The 19,959-nt window shown below is 60.0% G+C and carries 20 protein-coding genes; 5 read left to right on the top strand and 15 right to left on the bottom strand.

The window, feature by feature from the left end; translation table 11 throughout:
• Positions 1 to 93 precede the first annotated feature (93 nt).
• On the top strand, positions 94 to 729 hold the full coding sequence (locus tag IB254_RS14820; RefSeq protein ID WP_192417897.1) for a TetR/AcrR family transcriptional regulator: 636 nt from the start codon (positions 94 to 96) through the stop codon (positions 727 to 729).
• 156 nt (positions 730 to 885) lie between these two features.
• Here IB254_RS14820 and IB254_RS14815 read toward each other — a convergent pair whose 3' ends face one another.
• Positions 886 to 1,668: a class I SAM-dependent methyltransferase gene (locus tag IB254_RS14815; protein ID WP_008035485.1), complete on the bottom strand. Its 783-nt coding sequence runs from the start codon at positions 1,666 to 1,668 to the stop codon at positions 886 to 888.
• A 94-nt stretch (positions 1,669 to 1,762) separates the two neighbouring features.
• Between IB254_RS14815 and IB254_RS14810 the strand changes: the two genes are divergently transcribed.
• A complete protein-coding gene (locus IB254_RS14810) occupies positions 1,763 to 2,383 on the top strand; it encodes an energy transducer TonB (protein ID WP_192417896.1) in 621 nt (206 codons plus the stop codon).
• A 76-nt stretch (positions 2,384 to 2,459) separates the two neighbouring features.
• Here IB254_RS14810 and IB254_RS14805 read toward each other — a convergent pair whose 3' ends face one another.
• The 6 genes from IB254_RS14805 to ppc form a co-directional block, all read right to left on the bottom strand.
• Positions 2,460 to 3,281 carry an isocitrate lyase/PEP mutase family protein gene (locus IB254_RS14805; RefSeq protein WP_192417895.1) on the bottom strand — a complete coding sequence of 274 codons (822 nt, stop codon included), beginning with the start codon at positions 3,279 to 3,281 and terminating at the stop codon, positions 2,460 to 2,462.
• Positions 3,282 to 3,313: 32 nt separating this feature from the next.
• Positions 3,314 to 4,174: a DUF72 domain-containing protein gene (locus tag IB254_RS14800; protein ID WP_192417894.1), complete on the bottom strand. Its 861-nt coding sequence runs from the start codon at positions 4,172 to 4,174 to the stop codon at positions 3,314 to 3,316.
• On the bottom strand, positions 4,174 to 4,479 hold the full coding sequence (locus IB254_RS14795) for a hypothetical protein (RefSeq protein WP_008039348.1): 306 nt from the start codon (positions 4,477 to 4,479) through the stop codon (positions 4,174 to 4,176). The genes IB254_RS14800 and IB254_RS14795 overlap by 1 nt, the downstream gene beginning before the upstream one ends.
• Before the next feature lie 224 nt (positions 4,480 to 4,703).
• Positions 4,704 to 5,378 (bottom strand): tRNA (adenosine(37)-N6)-threonylcarbamoyltransferase complex dimerization subunit type 1 TsaB, encoded by a 675-nt coding sequence (tsaB, locus tag IB254_RS14790; RefSeq protein ID WP_192228483.1) that lies wholly within the window; start codon positions 5,376 to 5,378, stop codon positions 4,704 to 4,706.
• 93 nt (positions 5,379 to 5,471) lie between these two features.
• The gene (gene adk, locus IB254_RS14785) at positions 5,472 to 6,119 is read right to left on the bottom strand and encodes an adenylate kinase (protein WP_008039344.1); all 648 of its coding nucleotides are present in this window, start codon (positions 6,117 to 6,119) and stop codon (positions 5,472 to 5,474) included.
• Positions 6,120 to 6,405: 286 nt separating this feature from the next.
• The gene (gene ppc, locus IB254_RS14780; RefSeq protein WP_192417893.1) at positions 6,406 to 9,036 is read right to left on the bottom strand and encodes a phosphoenolpyruvate carboxylase; all 2,631 of its coding nucleotides are present in this window, start codon (positions 9,034 to 9,036) and stop codon (positions 6,406 to 6,408) included.
• 202 nt (positions 9,037 to 9,238) lie between these two features.
• Here ppc and IB254_RS14775 point away from each other — a divergent pair, with 202 nt between their 5' ends.
• From IB254_RS14775 to IB254_RS14765, 3 genes are all read left to right on the top strand, one after another.
• A complete protein-coding gene (locus tag IB254_RS14775; RefSeq protein WP_008024664.1) occupies positions 9,239 to 9,583 on the top strand; it encodes a hypothetical protein in 345 nt (114 codons plus the stop codon).
• A gap of 364 nt (positions 9,584 to 9,947) precedes the next feature.
• Positions 9,948 to 10,361, top strand: coding sequence for a DUF4398 domain-containing protein (locus IB254_RS14770; RefSeq protein WP_192417892.1), 414 nt, complete (start codon positions 9,948 to 9,950; stop codon positions 10,359 to 10,361).
• Positions 10,362 to 10,409: 48 nt separating this feature from the next.
• Complete coding sequence (locus tag IB254_RS14765; protein WP_192417891.1) at positions 10,410 to 11,198, top strand: OmpA family protein; 789 nt, start codon at positions 10,410 to 10,412, stop codon at positions 11,196 to 11,198.
• A gap of 190 nt (positions 11,199 to 11,388) precedes the next feature.
• On the opposite strand, the gene IB254_RS14760 is transcribed toward IB254_RS14765, so the two are convergent.
• The 8 genes from IB254_RS14760 to IB254_RS14725 form a co-directional block, all read right to left on the bottom strand.
• Complete coding sequence (locus IB254_RS14760; protein WP_008039335.1) at positions 11,389 to 11,718, bottom strand: hypothetical protein; 330 nt, start codon at positions 11,716 to 11,718, stop codon at positions 11,389 to 11,391.
• Entirely contained in the window at positions 11,715 to 12,629 is a 915-nt protein-coding gene (locus IB254_RS14755) for an alpha/beta hydrolase (RefSeq protein WP_008034180.1), read from the bottom strand. Before IB254_RS14755 ends, IB254_RS14760 begins: the two co-directional genes overlap by 4 nt.
• A gap of 143 nt (positions 12,630 to 12,772) precedes the next feature.
• A complete protein-coding gene (locus IB254_RS14750) occupies positions 12,773 to 14,023 on the bottom strand; it encodes a flavohemoglobin expression-modulating QEGLA motif protein (protein WP_177318173.1) in 1,251 nt (416 codons plus the stop codon).
• A gap of 63 nt (positions 14,024 to 14,086) precedes the next feature.
• Positions 14,087 to 14,641: a hypothetical protein gene (locus IB254_RS14745; protein ID WP_192417890.1), complete on the bottom strand. Its 555-nt coding sequence runs from the start codon at positions 14,639 to 14,641 to the stop codon at positions 14,087 to 14,089.
• Between the two features lie 152 nt (positions 14,642 to 14,793).
• Positions 14,794 to 15,510, bottom strand: coding sequence for a TetR/AcrR family transcriptional regulator (locus tag IB254_RS14740; protein WP_008034197.1), 717 nt, complete (start codon positions 15,508 to 15,510; stop codon positions 14,794 to 14,796).
• Positions 15,511 to 15,612: 102 nt separating this feature from the next.
• On the bottom strand, positions 15,613 to 17,115 hold the full coding sequence (gene lysS / locus IB254_RS14735) for a lysine--tRNA ligase (RefSeq protein WP_008034198.1): 1,503 nt from the start codon (positions 17,113 to 17,115) through the stop codon (positions 15,613 to 15,615).
• Between the two features lie 84 nt (positions 17,116 to 17,199).
• Positions 17,200 to 18,295 (bottom strand): peptide chain release factor 2 gene (prfB, locus tag IB254_RS14730; protein ID WP_192417889.1). Its coding sequence is split into 2 segments (ribosomal slippage): positions 17,200 to 18,222 and positions 18,224 to 18,295, totalling 1,095 coding nucleotides; the frame shifts between segments, so codons are not numbered across the junction.
• A 640-nt stretch (positions 18,296 to 18,935) separates the two neighbouring features.
• The gene (locus IB254_RS14725; RefSeq protein ID WP_008043779.1) at positions 18,936 to 19,937 is read right to left on the bottom strand and encodes a response regulator; all 1,002 of its coding nucleotides are present in this window, start codon (positions 19,935 to 19,937) and stop codon (positions 18,936 to 18,938) included.
• Positions 19,938 to 19,959 lie beyond the last annotated feature (22 nt).

Genomic DNA, 19,959 nt, shown 5'->3' with positions numbered 1-19,959 from the left:
GGTGAAGGACCTTTCGCTAATGGTGCTTGGAATAATTATACTGACCAGTATGTTATTAATAGCAAACTCACCAGTCCAGTATTAAAAGCGAATATGGCGAACAATCTTTCAGCACCCAATGGCCCGGGCCGCCCCAAGGATCTGGCCAAGCGCCAGGCGATCCTCGATGCGGCGAAAATCCTGTTTCTGAGTAATGGCTACGCGAGCACCAGCATGGACGCCGTCGCGGCTGAAGCCGGCGTGTCTAAGCTGACCGTCTACAGCCATTTCAACGACAAGGAGACGCTGTTCTCCGCCGCCGTTGTCGCCAAATGCGAAGAGCAATTGCCTACGCTGTTTTTCGAATTGCCTGATGGCGTTTCAGTGGAAACGGTACTGCTGAATATCGCGCGCGGCTTTCATCACCTGATCAACAGCGATGAATCGGTGAACCTGCACCGATTGATGATGACGCTGGGCAGCCAGGACCCGAAACTCTCGCAGATCTTCTTCGAGGCCGGGCCGGAGCGCATGTTGCATGGCATGGAACGGCTGCTGACCAAGGTTGATCAGAGCGGTGTGTTGAGCATCGACAAGCCACGTAACGCTGCCGAGCATTTCTTTTGCCTGCTCAAGGGCGCGGGGAATTTCCGGTTGTTGTATGGCTGTGGCGAGCCGTTGACCGGGAATGCGGCGGAGGAACATGTGCGGGAAGTGGTGGGGTTGTTTATGCGGGCTTATCGTCCCTAGTCAGCCTGATAGATTGATATCGTTCTAACGGACGCCTTCGCGGGCAAGTCGAATCGTCGCACCGCTCGCTCCTACAGGGTAGTGTCGTTCGCAAAAAATGTGATCGACTCTAAATCTGTAGGAGCGAGGCTTGCCCGCGAAGGGCGCGACTCGGTCTTAAGGCTTGAGCGCCTTCTTCGGATAAATGTCATACCGACTGGATTTCCCGTCCAGCGCATGACTCGGCTTCGGCCCGGCAATGCACGGTGCCTTGCGCGGACGCTTCACCACCACCCGGTGGCTGGCCAATGCCAACGCCGCTTCGAGCAACGCAGGTGCATCCGGGTCATCCCCCACCAACGGCCGGAACAGGCGCATTTCCTTCTTCACCAGCGCAGTTTTCTCACGATGAGGAAACATCGGGTCGAGGTAGATGACTTGCGGCGGCTCGCCTTCCCAGTTGCGCATGACTTCGATCGAGTTGCCCTTGAGCAATCGCATGCGCGCCACAATCGACGCCACGTCGAAATCTTCCGCGCCGCGCGCCAGGCCATCTTCAAGCAGGGCGCCGATCAGCGGCTGACGTTCGATCAGGCTCATCTCACAACCCAGGCTCGCCAGCACGAATGCATCCTTGCCCAGCCCTGCCGTGGCGTCCAGCACCCGCGGGCGCACGCCTTGGGCGATGCCGACCGCCTTGGCGATCATCTGGCCGGTGCCACCGCCGAACAAGCGGCGATGGGCGGCGCCACCCTCGACGAAGTCCACCCGCACCGGTCCCGGTGCGTCCGGGCCGAGCTGTTGCAATTGCAAACCCTGTTCACCCACCTGCAAGGCAAATTCGCCGTCATCGACCTGCAAAGGCAGGCCCAGGCGCTCGGCCCATTGCTCGGCCTGTGGCTGAAAAGCCGTGCCCAGGGCCTCGACATGGATGCGGCAAGCCGCCGGTTGCTCAATCATGGGAAAACACGCTCAAAAAAATTAATGATCGGCAGAAACGGCCGATAACAAAACTAACGAGCATTTTGCCAGAGCTGAGCGTCGACCGAGAGAAATGTCAGACATTCAACGCACATCGATAGGTTACATCTCGCCCCACGGCGATTTTGGCCTGCGAAACTCCCAAGCACTGAGCGGCGTCAGTCACCTGTGGCAAGATTTCTTTGCCCATGCCCTGGCCGATCAGTCGGGCGATGTCGTGCCGGCGTCTCTCAACTTTCCACCGGTCGATCTCGAAAGCCCGGAAGAACCCACAGTTGGCAGCGAACTGCTGGCGCACATCGTTTCCCAGCGCGAATGCGATGTGAAGGAAACCCAGGTCAAGCCACCCGAGCCGCTGTTCCTGCCGATCGCCGAGTTCGAAATGGACCTGGCCGACAAACCATTCCCACCGTTCCCACCGGAAGAAATCGCTGCCCAGCAAAAGCAGCAGAACTTCGAAAGTGGCTGGGTTCGCCCGATCGTACTGACGGCAGGGCAACCCGTGCCAGAAGCCGGCCCGGCGCCACAACCACGCCCACTGCACCTGCCGATCGCCGAATTCGAAATGGACCTGCTGGACAAGCCATTCCCGCCGTTCCCGCCGGAAGAGCTGGCGGAACAACAGAAAAACTTCGATTTCGATATCGGCTGGGCTCGCCCGATCGTGTTGCAGAACCTGCGCATCGCCGCCTGACCCTCAGCGACACCCTCTCCTCACGCAGCCGCATCAGTTTGTAGCGGGTGAGCGATCACCCGCAAAAACCGCGTTTTCAGCCTTTGAACAATTGATTGGCCTGTGCGTACGGCATCGACCGCGAGGTAAAGCCGAACGTGCCCGAGGTCTTGATCTCTTCGGCCGCGCGGTAGAATTCGCCAAGCGCTGCCAGCGCGAGCGCCGAACCGACGCTGATGCGCTTGACGCCCATTTCGCTCAACTGCTCGACCGTCAGTTTCAACCCGCCGGACATCAACACATTGACCGGTTTCGGCGCCACGGCGCGCACCACCGCCAACACGTCTTCAGCATTGCGCAAACCTGGCGCATAGAGCACGTCGGCGCCCGCTTCGGCGAAGGCTTGCAAGCGGCGAATGGTGTCGTCCAGATCGGGATTGCCATGCAGAAAATTTTCGGCCCGGGCCGTCAGCGTGAACGGGAACGGCAAACTGCGGGCGGCGGCGACAGCAGCTTCGATTCGCGCCACTGCATGCTCGAAGCAGTAAATCGGCGCGTCTGCACGTCCCGTGGCGTCTTCGATCGAACCACCGACAGCGCCTGCTGCAGCGGCTCGCAGAATGCTTTGGGCGCATTCGGCGGGGTCGTCGGCAAAACCGTTTTCCAGATCGACCGCAACCGGCAGGTCCGTCGCCGCGACAATCGCCCGAACGTTCGCCAGGGTATCGTCCAGCGTCAGCCCGCCATCGGGTCGCCCCTGAGAAAAGGCAAAACCGGCACTGGTGGTCGCCAACGCCTCGAAGCCCAGGTTGGCGAGCATTTTCGCCGAGCCGGCGTCCCACGGGTTGGGAATGACAAAAGCCCCGGCGCGTTCATGCAGTGCTTTGAAGGCTTGGGCTCGAAGGGTTTGCGCATCCATTGGCAGGCTCCTGAAAAGGCAGGGAATCCGCCTCAGAGCAGGCCAAGTTGCTCGGCGGCGGGCTCTCTGTATAGCTCAGGCAGCGGCGGCAAGCCAGGCAAACGCAGCATCAGTTGTGCGTGAAAACGTTGCGCCAGTTTCGCCGCCAGCAGGTTGTCGGCGGTGTGCAGGAAGATATAGGGCGTGCGCCCCTCTTCGATCCACAGGGCGATTTTCTCGACCCAGGGCACCAGGAACGGGTCGTTGGCTTCCAGTTGCGGATGGCCGATGAAGCGCACTTGCGGGAATTGCGTGAAGGCCGCCGGGCGGGGCGGAACCCTGGGTTTCTTCGATTGGGCATGGAGCACCGACGGATCGGTGGACGTGCAACTGAACAACGCCCGCGGATCGAGGCAAATACGTTCGACACCGCGATCCAGCAGCATGCGATTGAGCGAGCGCTCGGCCTCACCCTTGGCGAAGAAATCGTCATGTCGCACTTCGATGGCCAGCGGCCGATCCACTGCGTCGATAAAACCCGCCAGCTCGTGCAATCGTTGCGGCGTGAAGCTTTTCGACAACTGCAACCACAGCGGCGACACCCGCTCGCCCAAAGGGCTGAGCAATTGCAGGAAGGTTTCGGTGGCGGTCAATTGTTCGCGCAGGTCACCGCCGTGGCTGATGTCGCCGGGAAATTTGGCGGTGAAGCGAAAGTCTTCGGGCATGGTCTCGGCCCAACGCTGCACGGTGCTGGCAGCCGGGCTCGCGTAGAAGGTCGTATTGCCTTCCACGGCGTTGAATACTTGAGAATACAGATTGAGAAACTCGGAGGTTTTCGCGTCTTGCGGATAAAGGTAATCGCGCCAGGCGTTTTCACTCCAGGATGGGCAGCCGAGGTAGTAAGGCAGCCGCATTAGATATACAGGTCGAGACCCATCACATCCGAATCCCAATCGACAAAATTGGCGGTGCTGAGGTAGCTGGCCAGGGCCATCGCGACGCTTTTGCTCATGGCGCGGTGGTAAATCATGTCTTGTTGGCGCGCTGGCAGATTGCTCAGGCGCTGCGCGGAGGCTTTGGCGGCGCGGGCGGCCATTTGCTCTTCCGAAGGGAATTCCAGCTCGCCCTCGATATCGACGGATTCGTCTTCAACCACATGCCCTTTGCGAGGCTTGCGCTTGATGGGGTAGGACTGAGAGGAAAGGCCGTCTATGCGCATAATGTCATGCTCAGTATCAGTGATGGCAGTTTAGTGGCGCATAGCCCACTTCGCAAACCGCTTGGTGATAACTAGAACACAGAATTGCGAAAAGGTTTAAAGGCGGGGGGATAAAACGACGATTGGTGTTGGACCGCCATCGCTGGCAAGCCAGCTCCTACAAGGTTAGCGATAATCCTGTAGGAGCTGGCTTGCCAGCGATAAGGCCAACTCGGTACCGGAAATCAACGCGCCTTGGGCGTCGCAACCTTGTCCCGCAGATAAACCGGCTGCGCCTCATCCGCCACAATCGCTTCACCCCGTTCCCAGGCAAATCGCGCCAAGGTCAGCAGGTCTTCGGCGTGAGGCAGCATGCCCGCGTCCTGACCGCTCAGGCTGACGGCGATGCGTTCGGCATAACCCCAACCGGTGCCGGCGCCAAACCAGTCACCGCTGGCATCCGCCGGCAACGCCGCCACTTCCGGCGGCAATACGGCTTCGTTGCCGACCAGACGCATCTCACCCGCCGTTTCGCGGTAGCAGCCCCAATACACTTCATCCATGCGCGCATCGATGGCGGCCGCGACCTGGCTTACACCGTGTTCGCGATACGCCCGCTGCGCCAGCACCGCCAGGTTCGACACCGGCAGGACCGGGCGATCCAGGGCAAACGCCAGGCCCTGTACCACGCCGATGGCGATACGCACGCCAGTGAATGCGCCCGGCCCACGGCCAAAAGCGATGGCATCGACCGCTTGCAAGGTGGTCCCGGCATCGGCGAGCAATTGCTGGATCATCGGCAACAGCTTCTGCGCATGCAGGCGCGGGATCACCTCGTAATGGCTCGTCACTTTGCCGTCATGCAGCAAGGCAACGGAGCAAGCTTCAGTCGCGGTGTCCAGGGCCAGCAAGGTGCTCATCGATGTTTCCGTAAGAGAGGTCAGAAAAAGTGCGCCAGTATAAACAACTACGGCCCGCAAGCGGGCCGTAGAAGATGAAGCGATTCAGACTTTTCAGCTCAGCGCTTCAAGCACCTTGCCGGTGATCGCTTCAACCGAACCGACGCCAGCAATGTGGCTGTACTTCGGTTTGCCTTGAGCCGCCGACAGCTTCTGGTAGAAATCCACCAGTGGCTTGGTCTGCGAGTGGTAGACCGACAGGCGATGACGCACGGTTTCTTCAGTGTCGTCCTTGCGCTGCACCAGATCTTCACCGGTGATGTCGTCTTTACCAGCAACTTTTGGCGGGTTGTAGACGGTGTGGTACACGCGGCCGCTGGCCTCGTGAACACGACGACCAGCGATACGCTGAACGATTTCTTCGTCATCAACCGCGATTTCGACCACATGGTCCAGCTCGACGCCGGCCTTCACCAGGGCTTCAGCCTGAGGAATGGTGCGCGGGAAACCGTCGAACAGGAAACCGTTGGCGCAATCCGCCTGGCTGATGCGTTCCTTGACCAGATTGATGATCAGGTCATCGGAAACCAGACCACCGCTGTCCATGACGCTCTTGGCGATCAGGCCCAGCTCGGTGCCGGCCTTGACCGCAGCACGCAGCATGTCGCCAGTGGAGATTTGCGGGATGCCGAACTTTTCGGTGATGAACTTAGCCTGAGTACCTTTACCGGCCCCGGGAGCTCCCAGCAGAATGACGCGCATCGATGTGCTCCTCAATTTTTATATAGATAACAAAGGATTCGCCTCGTGGGGCCAATCTCAAAACAGGGTCGTGACCGCCCAAACGGCCAAAGGCTGATCAAGATACACAGCAGATCCTACGCACACAAGCCGTCGAAAGTCGGAGAAACCCGCGCCTTGCGTGACCTTGCGACGGGGTACCCCAAGTCGCAACCCCATCATTAAGTGTCGCCTTGCAGCACTTTCCAACCCCGCGCAAACCGGCACTCGACGCCCGCGTCGAGTGCCCGAACCCACGACGAAAACCTTAGCCGGTATTTCGCAAACCGGCGGCAATCCCCGCCACAGACACCAGCAACGCCTGTTCTACCGGGCTGCCCTGCGCCACTTCCTGCAGGCGCGAACGTGCCAGTAATTCGGCCTGCAATAGATGAAGCGGGTCGAGGTAGGTGTTGCGCAAGCGGATGAATTCGAGGGTAGCTGGGCTATGTGCCAGTAGCTGCGACTGACCGGTCAACCCCAGAACAATCGAACACGCCTGCGACAATAGGTCGCGTAAGTGCGCACCCAAAGGCAGCAGATCCGGCTCGACCAGCCGCTCATCGTAGGAGCGGGCGATATCCGCGTCGGCCTTGGCCAGGACCATTTCCAGCATATCGATGCGCGTACGGAAAAACGGCCACTGCTCGCGCATTTGCCCCAGCAGCTCGCCTTCGCCGCGTGCCAGCGCCTTGCTTAACGCGGCTTCCCAGCCGAGCCAGGCCGGCAGCATCAAGCGTGTCTGGGTCCAACCGAAGATCCATGGGATCGCCCGCAGGCTTTCGATCCCGCCGGCGCGGCGCTTGGCCGGGCGACTGCCCAGTGGCAGGCGCCCCAACTCCTGCTCCGGGGTGGACTGGCGGAAATACTCGACGAATTGCGGATTTTCCCGCACCACGGCGTGGTAAGCACTGACACCGTCTGCCGCCAATTCGTCCATCAAATGGCGCCAGGCGGGTTGCGGTGGTGGCGGTGGCAACAACGTCGCCTCCAGCACCGCCGCCAGGTACAGGTTGAGATTTTGCTCGGCGATGTCCGGCAGGCCGAATTTGAAACGAATCATTTCTCCCTGCTCGGTGGTGCGAAAACGCCCCGCCACCGAGCCCGGCGGCTGCGACAGAATCGCCGCGTGCGCCGGACCGCCACCACGCCCCACGGTGCCACCGCGACCGTGGAACAACAGCAGTTCCACTTGCTGCTCGCGACAGATGTCGACCAGACGTTCCTGCGCCCGATATTGCGCCCAGGCCGCCGCCGTGGTGCCGGCATCCTTGGCCGAGTCGGAATAGCCGATCATCACTTCCTGCGGGCCTTGCAGGCGCGCGCGATAACCCGGCAGCAGCAACAGTTTTTCAATCACCGGGCCGGCGTTATCGAGGTCGGCAAGGGTTTCGAACAGCGGCACCACGCGCATCGGCCGCAAAACACCAGACTCTTTAAGCAGCAGTTGCACGGCCAGCACGTCGGAAGCGGCGCCCGCCATGGAGATCACGTACGAACCAAGCGAAGCGCCCGGTGCGGCGGCGATTTCCCGGCACGTGGCGAGCACTTCAGCGGTGTCGGCGGAGGGTTTGAAGTACGTCGGCAACAACGGCCGACGGTTGTTCAACTCGCGCATCAGGAAGGCGATGCGCTCCTCTTCGCTCCAGTCTTCGTAGCGACCGAGGCCGAGGTAATCGGTGATTTCCGTCATCGCCGCCGTGTGACGGGACGAGTCCTGACGCACATCGAGGCGCACCAGGAACAAGCCGAAGGTCACCGCACGACGCAGGCAATCGAGCAGCGGCCCATCAGCGATCACGCCCATGCCGCACTCATGCAGCGACTGGTAGCAGAGCTCCAGCGGGTCGAGCAAATCGCGGTTGTTTTGCAGCACATCGGCGGGGGCCGGCGTGGCGGTTGTCAAGGAAGTGTGGGCCCAGCTTCGAGTGGCGCGCAGGCGTTCACGTAGCTGTTTAAGGACGGCACGATAGGGTTCGGCGCTGTCGCCGGCCTTGGCTTTCAGCGCGTCGCTGGCCTGTTGCATCGACAGCTCGGCGGCGAGGTGATCGACATCGCGCACGTACAGATCGGCGGCCATCCAGCGTGCCAGCAGCAACACCTCACGGGTCACGGCAGCCGTCACGTTGGGGTTGCCATCGCGGTCGCCGCCCATCCACGAAGCAAAGCGAATCGGCGCGGCTTCCAGCGGCAAATGCAGGCCGATGGCGTCATGTAGAGCCTTATCGGCCTTGCGCAAATAGTTCGGGATCGCTTGCCACAGCGAATGCTCGATCACCGCGAAGCCCCATTTGGCTTCGTCCACCGGTGTCGGCCGGGTGCGACGGATTTCTTCGGTGTGCCAGGCTTCGGCGATCAGGCGCTGCAATTTCGATTGAATCTGCTCGCGCTCGGCGCTGGTCAGGTCGCGGTGATCCTGAGCGGCAAGTTGCGCGGCAATGGCGTCGTATTTCTGGATCAGCGTGCGGCGGGCGACTTCGGTCGGGTGCGCAGTCAACACCAGTTCGATTTCCAGGCGCCCCAACTGTCGTGCCAGGGATTCGGCCGCATGACCTTCGGCCAGCAGGCGCGTTAGCAACTCCGGCAACACGCGCGCCTCGAACGGCGCGGGTTGGGATTCTTCGCGGCGATGGATCAGTTGATATTGCTCGGCGATGTTGGCCAGGTTGAGAAACTGGTTGAACGCCCGCGCCACCGGCAGCAACTCGTCTTCGCTCAGCTGATTGAGGCTGGCGCTCAGTTCGGCGTCCATCGAACCACGACGGTCGGCCTTGGCGCCTTTGCGGATCTGCTCGATCTTGTCGAGAAAATCGTCCCCGTACTGTTCACGAATGGTGTTGCCCAACAGCTCACCCAACAGGTGAACATCCTCGCGCAAGCGTGCATCAATATCGGTCATCAGCCGTTCTCCAGCGAAAAAATCCGGGGTGCCTTGTGGTTTAAGAGTGCCGTCGTAAAGCGCTTCTTACAAGCACACGACGAAGGGACTTTAAACCCCGGGCACGCAAGCTAGTCTGAAGAGTAAGCCGCACAACGGCTTTCGCCGGCCGTGACCGGACACTTACCCGGCCTGCCATGAGCAGGCGCGCCATGAGGTTTTTATGAAAATCCGCGAGCTTGCCCATCATTGGGAAGAAAACGCCAAGGGTCGCCTGACCGACACTGGCTACTCGATTCATCTGGATGTGGAGGCCGCCGCGCGCTTGGCGGCGATCATCGAGATGTACCCCAAGCGGCACCCTGAAGAACTGCTCGGCGAGTTGATCGGCGCGGCACTCGAAGAGCTGGAAAAGAGCTTCCCGTACGTGAAAGGCTCGACCATCGTGGCCACCGACGAAGAAGGCGATCCGCTGTACGAAGACATCGGCCCGACCCCGCGTTTTCTCGCGTTGTCCCGGCGGCATTTGCACGATTTGTCGTCTGGTGAGGACAAGCAGAAGCACTGAATTCACCACATCCCCTGTGGGAGCGAGCCTGCTCGCGATAGCGGTGTGTCAGGCGACATCAATGTTGAATGTTAAGCCGCCATCGCGAGCAGGCTCGCTCCCACATTTGACCTGCGTGACTTTCAACAATTGCGTGTTTCCGCCCTTGGAATACCCCCTTCTATCACCAAAGTTCCCTATTTAGAGCCTTGTCCGTTCGGTCAAAGTTTTTTCGGGCAACAGGCCATCTTCTCTGAACTTTTAAAAAATGCCTCGGGTCGTAACCAGTAACCACGCCTGGGACGGCCGTTTCAAAACGCTTCGAAAATTGATGGTTGCGGCTCCTTGCCCAGGATGGATGTTCAGTTTTTCAGGAGTTATTCCAATGGAGTTGAAGACCATGAAGATCAGCACTGCCACGTCCGCTTCCACCCCCCTGCGCAGCCTGAAACTGGCCGCCCTGGCCATCGGCAGCAGCTTCGTTCTGGCCGGTTGCGCCGGTAACCCGCCGACCGAGCAATACGCCGTGACCCAATCGGCCGTGAACAGCGCCGTCAGCGCGGGTGGCACCGAATTCTCGGCGGTTGAGATGAAGTCCGCCCAGGACAAGCTCAAACAAGCCGAAATCGCGATGCACGACAAAAAGTACGACGAAGCCCGCCTGCTCGCCGAACAGGCCGAGTGGGACGCACGCGTTGCCGAACGCAAAGCCCAGGCGATCAAAGCCGAACAGGCCGTGAAGGACTCTCAGAAAGGGGTTCAGGAACTGCGTCAGGAAAGCCGGCGCACCGTGCAATAAGCGCCGCCACGACGCACTTCTTACTCGACTTAAAAGGACGATACCCACATGCGCAATCAATTGATGATCCCTGCCCTGCTGGCCGCAAGCGTTGCACTGGCTGCCTGCTCCACGCCGCCTAACGCGAACCTTGAACAGGCCCGCACCAACTACAGCGGCCTGCAAGCCAACCCACAGGCGAGCAAAGTCGCGGCGCTGGAAACCAAGGACGCCAGCGATTACCTGGACAAGGCCGACAAGGCTTATCTGGACAAACGAGACACGAACGAGGTCGATCAACTGGCCTATCTGACCAATCAGCGTGTTGAAGTGGCGAAGCAAACCATCGCCCTGCGCACCGCTGAAGCCAATCTGAAGAATGCTGCCGCACAGCGCGCCCAGGCACGCCTGGATGCTCGCGATGCGCAGATCAAACAGTTGCAGGACAGCCTGAACGCCAAGCAGACCGATCGCGGTACGCTGGTAACCTTTGGTGATGTGTTGTTCGCGACCGACCGTGCCGACCTGAAATCCAGCGGCCTGGTGAACATCAACAAACTGGCGCAGTTCCTTCAGGAAAACCCGGACCGCAAGGTGATCGTCGAAGGCTACACCGACAGCACCGGCACGGCGTCGCACAACCAGTCGCTGTCCGAGCGTCGCGCCGGTTCCGTGCGCACGGCACTGGTGAAAATGGGCGTTGATCCTGCGCGCATCGTTGCCCAGGGTTATGGCAAGGAATACCCGGTTGCTGAAAACGGCGACGCTTCGGGTCGTGCCATGAACCGCCGTGTAGAAGTGACCATTTCCAACGACAACCAGCCGGTGATCCCGCGTTCGGCAGTGAGTGCCAACTAAGCTTCACGCCGTAACGCAAAAGCCCCGCCTGATCTGATCCGGCGGGGCTTTTTGTTTTCGCGGTTTTGACCGTATACCGCGTCGCGTCCATTGCCAGCAAGCCGGCTCCTACAGGATCAACGCAAACCTGTAGGAGCCGGCTTGCTGGCGATGAAGGCAACGCGGTCTGTGTGATTTAACCGCGTTACAGTTACTGCTCCAGCTTCTGCGGGGTTTCCTGGCCCATGCAGCGCACGGCTTTTTTCTTGTTGTTGACCAATACGCCGGTCAGGCCTTTCTGTTCGGTGTCGAACATCACCAGCACGCCATCGATGCACTGGGCCACTTGTGGAGCCGGTTCCAGGGAGACTTTGTAGTCTTCGCCCGGCACGGTCTTGAGCATGGTGAAGTCGCTGAGCAGCAGCGCATCTTCGGGTTTGGCGAAGTGCAGGTAACCGTAGTACCACAGGGCCCCGACGGTGCCGAGGATGCTGCAGATACCGGTGATGATCAGCGGGATGGCGTTACGTTCTTCACTCATTGCGGACTCTCTGGTGGTTCATCTTCTGAATTCGGGGGTGCCGGGTAGTTGGGGATTTCACCCAGGCGGCGCAAGCCGTTGAAATGCTGCGGGTCATCGAGATATCGCAGCATGACCTTGCGCCAGACCGGGTCGGCAAACGTCTGCACATGACCACCACGGGTCAGTTGCAGCACTCGCGGCGGCGGCGCAGCTTGATACAGACGGATGCCGTTGGAAAGGGGCACGATCGGATCGTCGATGCTGTGATAGATCAGTTTCGGCACGCCGTTGAGCTGCGTCATCGAGTGGATCGCGCTGTCACCGTCCGGCACCAGCCACGAAAGCGGCACCTGGAACGCCCACGTCAGCCAGGAATTGCTCAGGGCGAATTGGCCGATGCTGCGATAACTGGCCGGCACGCCATCGAGGACGAAGGCCTTGAGTTGTTTCTGGCGTTCGGGATGCTGAACCAGGTAATGCACGGCCATTGAGCCGCCGAGGCTTTGCCCGAGCAGGATCAACGGTTTGCCTTTGACCTCCGGCGCCTGGTCGAGCCATTTGAACGCGGCGTCGATGTCCTGATAGATCGCCGGCAAACTCGGTTCGCCTTCGGACAGACCGTAACCGCGATAATCGATCAGCAGCACTTGATAGCCTTCTTCCGGCAACCACCAGCTGCCGCCCAGATGCATCGGCAGATTGCCGCCGTTGCCGTGCAGGTGCAGCACCGTGCCTTTGACTTCGACGCCTTTTTTCGCCGGCAGCCACCAGCCATGCAGCTTGAGGCCGTCGGCCGTGGTGAGGGTGACGTCGCGGTATTCGAGTTTGGCTTTTTCCGGGGTGAACAGCTGTCCGGGCTCGGGGTAGAACAGCAAAGAGCTGCACCCGCCGAGGGTTAGAAGAAGGAAGAGGATGCCGAGGATTCTCATCCGTTGAAACCTCGCAATATGAATGGGTAACGACGCAACCCTGTAGGAGCTGGCTTGCCAGCGATCGTCACACCGCGGTTGAACAGGCATACCGCGTTATCGTTCATCGCCGGCAAGCCAGCTCCTACAGGGAGATGTGTTGATTAGAGGATATTGGAGTAATCCGCTTCGATCCGGTCCAGGCTCAGGTGGTTCAGGAAGTTGGAGAAGCACATCCACGCCGACAGCGCGTTCATGTCACGGAACTGTTCCGGCAGGTATTTCGGCGGAACCACCAGGCCTTCGTCCACCAACTGGCGCAAGGTGCGCATGTCTTCCAGCGTAGTCTTGCCGCAAAACAGCAGCGGCACTTGCTCAAGCTTGCCTTTACGCACGGCCAACTGAATGTAGTTGTAAACCATGATAAAGCCCTTGAGGTAGGACAAGTCTTTGGTAAATGGCAGACCGTTCGGCACCGAACCACGGAAAACCCGACTGGCGTTGCCGTAGCTTTCCGCCATTTCAAAGCCCTGCTCGCGGAAGAACTCGAAGATCTGCAGGAAGTCCGCGCCCTCCTCCACCATGTGAATGGCGCGGGTACGGTTGGTCAGCTTGCGCAGGCGACTCGGGTAGGAGGCGAAGGTGATGATTTCCATCAGGATCGCCAGGCCTTCCTGGGTCACCGTCGACGAGGGCGGCCCCTTGGACAGGAAGGTGCAGATCGGCTGGTTCAGACCGTTGAGCGTAGTGCCGACATGCACCAGCCCTTCATGGACTTCCAGCGCCCGCACGTCGCGCTCGTTGAACATCGCGTCGGTGCGGATCTTGATGTAGTCGGCGCCGGCCGCCGCATCGGCGACGATGCCGTCGGACTCGAACACCCGAATGGTTTCCTCGGCCTCGCCAAACACTTTGCTCAGCCGGGTTTGCAACAAATGCACGGCGTCCTTGGCGGTGAGGATTTTCGGCTCATCCTTCAGGTCACCACGACCATCGATGTTATTCAGATAATCGGAGAGCATCAGGCCGAGGTCGGACAGGGTCGGGTCACCGGCATGAAACGCATCGGATGCCGCGCCATACAACTCTTGGGAAATCAGGCCGAAATCCTCAGTGCCGCGCGCTTCAAGCATGCGCACCACCATCCGGTATTCCTTGCACATGCGCCGCATGATCTGGCCGACCGGGTTGAACTGGCCAAGCTGGCGGGTGATGTCACGCTCGATGTTCTGGAATTCCAGTTTCACTTTGCTGGAGTCGAAGGACAGCGGCCGGTTCAGGTAGTAATCACGGTCCACCGCCGGCATTTCCTTGCCCTTGGCCTTGAGGAAACCCTTGCGGATGCTGTCGTCCCACTTCACTGCATCCAGGACGCGAATCGGCGTCTGCGCCAGCACAATGCGATCGGACAACATGCGTATCGTCTGCTGGTAATCGTCCACCCGAAACTCCTGTAGAAAAACCGTTATGTGCTGGGTTTATTTGGCTTTGGCCAGGCGCTGATAGCGCACGGCTTCGACGAAGACATCGGAATTGGCCGGATCGTCGAGGTAAGCGAAGACTTGGTCCATGCGTGTGTTGATCAGCACGCCGTCGCCGTCGTCGGTCTGGAAACCTTCGCCGCTGAGGACTTTTTGCCCCAGGGCCTGGTTGATCTGCTCGAGGTCGAGGTTGTAAACCACCAGTTCATGCTTGTCGGTGAGTTCGAAACCGGCAATGGTGAAATGCCCGCCGAACTGTGCCGGGACTTTCGCCGACAGGTACCAGCGGTTGCCATGGCGCGAGACGGTGAAGGGATAGGCTTCGCGTTCCTTGGGTTTGGCCTTGAAGTAGCTGACCGCCTGATAGCGATTTTCGCCGATGCGCGTCAGCTCCAGGTTCAGCGGCTCGCCCCAGGCGTTGGTGCTGGTCCATTTGCCGAGTAATCCTTTGGGCGCGGGGTCGCTCGTGGGCAATGGCTCCCTGAAGGTCACCAGACAGCCACTGAGCAGCAGGATCGACAAGGCGATCACAACGACGCGCCAGGCTTTCATTCAACACTCCCTATGAACACAATCCCCGAATGCTCACGATCCCTGTAGGAGCGTGGCTTGCCCGCGAAGGCGATGTGTCAGTCAACACATCATCTGTTGAATGTTAAATCGCCTTCGCGGGCAAGCCTCGCTCCTACAGGTTCATCGCAGGATCACACCGACGCCAATACCAAGTGCATGTAGCGGGTCAGGATACCGAGCATTTCAGCTTCGGCGTCAGGCTCGGCGTCGTTGAGCAGCCCCTGATATTCCATCCGTCCGATAATCGCCGTCAACACTTTGGCATCTTGGTGTGGCTCACGGGAACCCAAAACCTGGAAAAGCTGACACGTACCCTGCAGGAGAATCTGCTGATGCGAGCGCACCAGCTCCGCCAGGCGCGGGTTCAGCAGCGCTTCCTGACGGAACGCCTGTTCGGCCATCAGGTGTTCGCGACGGTTGATCAGTTGCCGGTGAACATAGTCCGCCATCAACCGTGCAATGTCGTCCGCCAGTTGCGAGCGCGACTCGGGGCTGCCGTCGCCGCTGACGACCATCTCGCGCAGCAGCCCTTCATTGTTCACCCACAACTTGGCCATGAACGCCGCGCTGCGTTCCACATATTGGGCAAAGGTATCGGTGAGCAAGTCATCGATGTCCTTGAAATAGTAAGTGGTGGCCGACAGTGGCACACCCGCTTCTGCAGCAACCGCACGGTGACGCACGGCCCGCACGCCATCGCGCACGACAATGCGCATGGCCGCATCGAGAATGTCCTGTCGACGCTGCTCACTGCCCTGACGGCTGGCCTTGCGGCCCTGGTACTGAACACTTTCAGCGACCGCAGTGGCGATACCCGCTGCACCTTCTTGAGCCATTGCACGGTTCACGACAGGAATTCCTCTCTCATTTCAAAAGTAACCATTTGATACGTTTGTACCAGACAGGCAATAAAAAGCCGCCTGTTATAGGCGGCTTTTTAATTGAAACACTTACGCTTGCGGCCGCATGTGCGGGAACAGGATCACGTCGCGGATCGACGGGGAGTTGGTCAGCAGCATCACCAGACGGTCGATGCCGATGCCTTCACCGGCCGTTGGCGGCATGCCGTACTCCAGCGCGCGAACGAAATCGGCGTCGTAGTGCATGGCTTCGTCGTCGCCGGCGTCCTTGTCGGCCACCTGCGCCATGAAGCGCTCGGCCTGGTCTTCCGCGTCGTTCAACTCGGAGTAGGCGTTGGCGATTTCACGGCCACCGATGAACAATTCGAAACGGTCGGTGACGTTCGGGTTGTCGTCGTTGCGACGGGCCAGCGGCGACACTTCAAACGGGTACTGGGTAATAAAGTGCGGCTGCTCCAGCTTGTGCTCGACCAGCTCTTCGAAAATCATCACCTGCAATTTGCCCAGGCCTTCGAAACCCAGCACCTTGGCGCCGGCTTTCTTGGCGATGGCGCGGGCCTTGTCGATGTCATTCAGATCATCGGCAGTCAGCTCAGGGTTGTACTTGAGGATCGAATCGAACACCGACAGACGCACGAACGGTTCGCCGAAATGGAACACCTTGTCGCCGTAAGGCACGTCGGTGCTGCCCAGAACCAGCTGCGCCAGCTCGCGGAACAGTTCTTCGGTCAGGTCCATGTTGTCTTCGTAGTCGGCGTAAGCCTGGTAGAACTCCAACATGGTGAATTCAGGGTTGTGACGAGTCGAAACGCCTTCGTTACGGAAGTTGCGGTTGATCTCGAACACTTTCTCGAAGCCGCCAACCACCAGACGCTTGAGGTACAGCTCAGGCGCGATACGCAGGAACATTTCCATGTCCAGCGCGTTGTGGTGCGTTTCGAACGGCTTGGCCGCCGCGCCGCCCGGAATGGTTTGCAGCATCGGAGTTTCCACTTCCAGGAAGTCACGCTGCATCAGGAAGCTGCGGATGTGCGCAATCACTTGCGAACGCACGCGGAAGGTCTGGCGCACGTCTTCGTTGACGATCAGGTCAACGTAACGCTGACGATAGCGCTGTTCGGTGTCGGTCAGGCCGTGGTGCTTGTCCGGCAGCGGGCGCAGAGATTTGGTCAGCAGGCGCACGCTGGTCATTTCAACGTACAGGTCGCCCTTGCCGGAACGGGCCAGGGTGCCTTCGGCGGCGATGATGTCGCCCATGTCCCAGGTTTTCACCGCGGCCAGGGTTTCTTCGGACAGGGTCTTGCGGTTGACGTAGACCTGGATGCGACCGGTCATGTCCTGGATCACCATGAACGAGCCACGGTTGAGCATGATGCGACCGGCAACCTTGACCGGGATTGCAGCCTCTGCGAGCTCTTCCTTGGTCTTGTCCACGTACTGTTTCTGCAAGTCTTCGCAGTAGTTTTCGCGGCGGAAGTCGTTCGGGAAGGCATTGCCCTTGGCGCGCTCGGCAGCAAGCTTTTCCTTGCGCAGGGCGATCAGGGAGTTTTCTTCCTGTTGCAGGGCTTGCGGGTCGAGTTCTAGGTCGCTCATGTCTTTAAATATTCCATCAGGTTCGTTGTCCCCGGCGTGGGGCCGGGGATCGCCGGCAAGCCGGCTCCTACAGGGGGGGCGGCGTTACAGGCCTTGTTTCAGGCTCGCTACCAGGTATTCGTCGATGTCGCCGTCGAGCACCTTGTCGCAGTCGCTGCGTTCGATGTTAGTGCGCAAATCCTTGATTCGCGACGCATCGAGTACGTAGGAGCGAATCTGGTGACCCCAGCCGATGTCCGACTTGGTGTCTTCCAGGGCTTGCGAGGCGGCGTTGCGTTTCTGCACTTCCTGCTCGTACAAGCGCGCCCGCAACATTTTCATCGCGGTGTCTTTGTTGGCGTGCTGGGAGCGTTCGTTCTGGCAGCTGACCACGGTGTTGGACGGTACGTGGGTGATACGTACGGCCGAGTCGGTGGTGTTTACGTGCTGACCACCGGCACCGGAGGAGCGGTAGGTGTCGATGCGCAGGTCCGACGGGTTGATGTCGATTTCGATGTTGTCATCGATTTCCGGCGACACGAACACGGCCGAGAACGAGGTGTGGCGACGGTTGCCGGAGTCGAACGGGCTCTTGCGCACCAAGCGGTGCACGCCGATTTCGGTACGCAGCCAGCCGAAGGCGTATTCGCCCTTGATGTGCACGGTGGCGCCCTTGATACCGGCGACTTCACCGGCCGACAGTTCCATGATGGTCGCGTCGAAACCGCGTTTGTCAGCCCAGCGCAGGTACATGCGCAGCAGGATGTTGGCCCAGTCCTGGGCCTCGGTGCCGCCGGAGCCGGCCTGGATGTCCAGGTAGGCGTTGTTGGCGTCCATTTCACCGCTGAACATGCGACGGAATTCGAGTTTTTCCAGCGATTCGCGCAGGCGTTCGACTTCGGCGGCGACGTCATCGACGGCGGCCTGGTCTTCTTCTTCTGCGGACATCAGCAGCAGGTCTTTGGCGTCGGCCAGGCCGGCGTGCATTTCGTCGAGGGTTTCGACGATCTGCGCCAGCAGGGACCGCTCGCGGCCCAGTTCCTGAGCGTACGACGGGTTGTTCCAGACAGACGGATCTTCAAGCTCGCGATTGACTTCGGTCAGACGCTCATGCTTTTGATCGTAGTCAAAGATACCCCCGAATAGTTTCGGAGCGCTCGGACAGGTCCTTGATACTGTTAAGGATCGGGTTGATTTCCATGGCGGGCAGCACTCGTTGGCGAACTTTTGAAAGCCGGCGAGTATAACGGCAAACGGCCGGAAACGGCAGCCCGCTTGGCCGAAAAGGCCCGATGCGTTTTCGGAGCGGCCGTACACCGATCAACTGTAGGAGCCGGCTTGCTGGCGATGGCGGACTGTTAACCGACCATTTTCTCTCGGGTGTACATATCCGTTTCTGCGGTAACGGCGGCTATCGGTTTCGCCCTTACGGCGAGTCACTTGGAGAAGCCCCAAGTAACCAAGGGCTCTTGCCCCTTTCGTTCGGTGCCTCGCCCAGGCTCGGCATGCCCTCGCTCCGGTCCTGCTCCGTGGGCCCGCCGCCATCGGCCATCCATGGCCGGGGGCGGCTAACCCGGCATCCATGCCGGGTTGCCCACTGCGCAGAACCTCCACTCGGCCTCTCGAGGGGGCGCTCAGATCAAGAGCTGAAGGCGAGCTAACGCTCGGCCTGATGAGTGGTGGGAATCAAAAGCGTACGTGCCCCCTGTAGGAGCCGGCTTGCTGCGGGCGGCGTTCCGACGATAGCGGTGGGTCAGTCAACCTGTTTATTGGCTGGACGGACGCTATCGTCGGAACGCCGCCCGCAGCAAGCCGGCTCCTACAGGAAATGAGGTCGCCTGTTACTCGATACCCACCTGATTGCGCCCATTGTTCTTCGCCAGATACAGCCCCTTGTCCGCCGCCGAAATCAATTGACGGCAATCGGCGCCCGGTTGCGGGGTCATGGTCGACAGGCCGATGCTGATGGTCAGGCTTGAGCCTTCGCTCGGTGAAATGTGCGGGATTTTCAGTGCCGCCACGGTCTGGCGCAGTTTTTCCGCCACCAGTCGCGCACCGCCCGGTGATGTATTGGGCAGGACCAGCGCGAATTCTTCGCCTCCATAACGGGCCGGCAAGTCAGAAGGTCGGGCGCTGGCGTCGCGGATGGCCGTCGCGACTTTGCGCAGGGCTTCGTCGCCTTCGAGGTGGCCAAAGTTGTCGTTGTAGGACTTGAAGTAGTCCACATCAATCATCAGCAACGACAATTGGCTCTGGTCGCGCAACGAACGTCGCCATTCCAGTTCCAGGTACTCGTCGAAGTGACGACGGTTCGACAGGCCCGTCAGGCCGTCCGAGTTCATCAGGCGTTGCAGCACCAGGTTGGTGTCGAGCAACTGCTGCTGGCTGACCCGCAACGCGCGGTACGCGGCGTCACGCTGCAGCAGGGTCATGTAGGAACGCGAGTGATAGCGGATGCGCGCCACCAGTTCGATGTTGTCCGGCAGTTTGACCAGGTAATCATTGGCCCCGGCCGCGAATGCCGCGCTTTTGATCAGCGGGTCTTCCTTGGTCGACAGCACGATGATCGGAATGTCCTTGGTGGCCGGGTGATTGCGGTATTCGCGCACCAGGCTCAGGCCGTCGAGACCGGGCATGACCAGGTCCTGGAGAATCACCGTCGGCTTGATCCGGATCGCTTGCGCAATCGCCTGATGCGGGTCGGCGCAGAAGTGGAAGTCGATGTTTTCTTCATTCGACAACCCGCGGCGCACCGCTTCGCCGATCATGGCCTGATCGTCCACCAACAACACCATGGCGGCGTTTTCGTCGGTTTTGAAGCCGTCGAGCTGTAAGTCATTCATGTGCGGTCACCTGAGTACTGCC

Origin of the sequence: Pseudomonas sp. PDM03, assembly GCF_014852385.1 — a bacterium.
Taxonomy (GTDB): Bacteria; Pseudomonadota; Gammaproteobacteria; order Pseudomonadales; family Pseudomonadaceae; genus Aquipseudomonas; species Aquipseudomonas migulae.
Note: the sequence above shows the minus strand (reverse complement) of the source record. Positions and strands in the feature narration are given on the sequence as shown.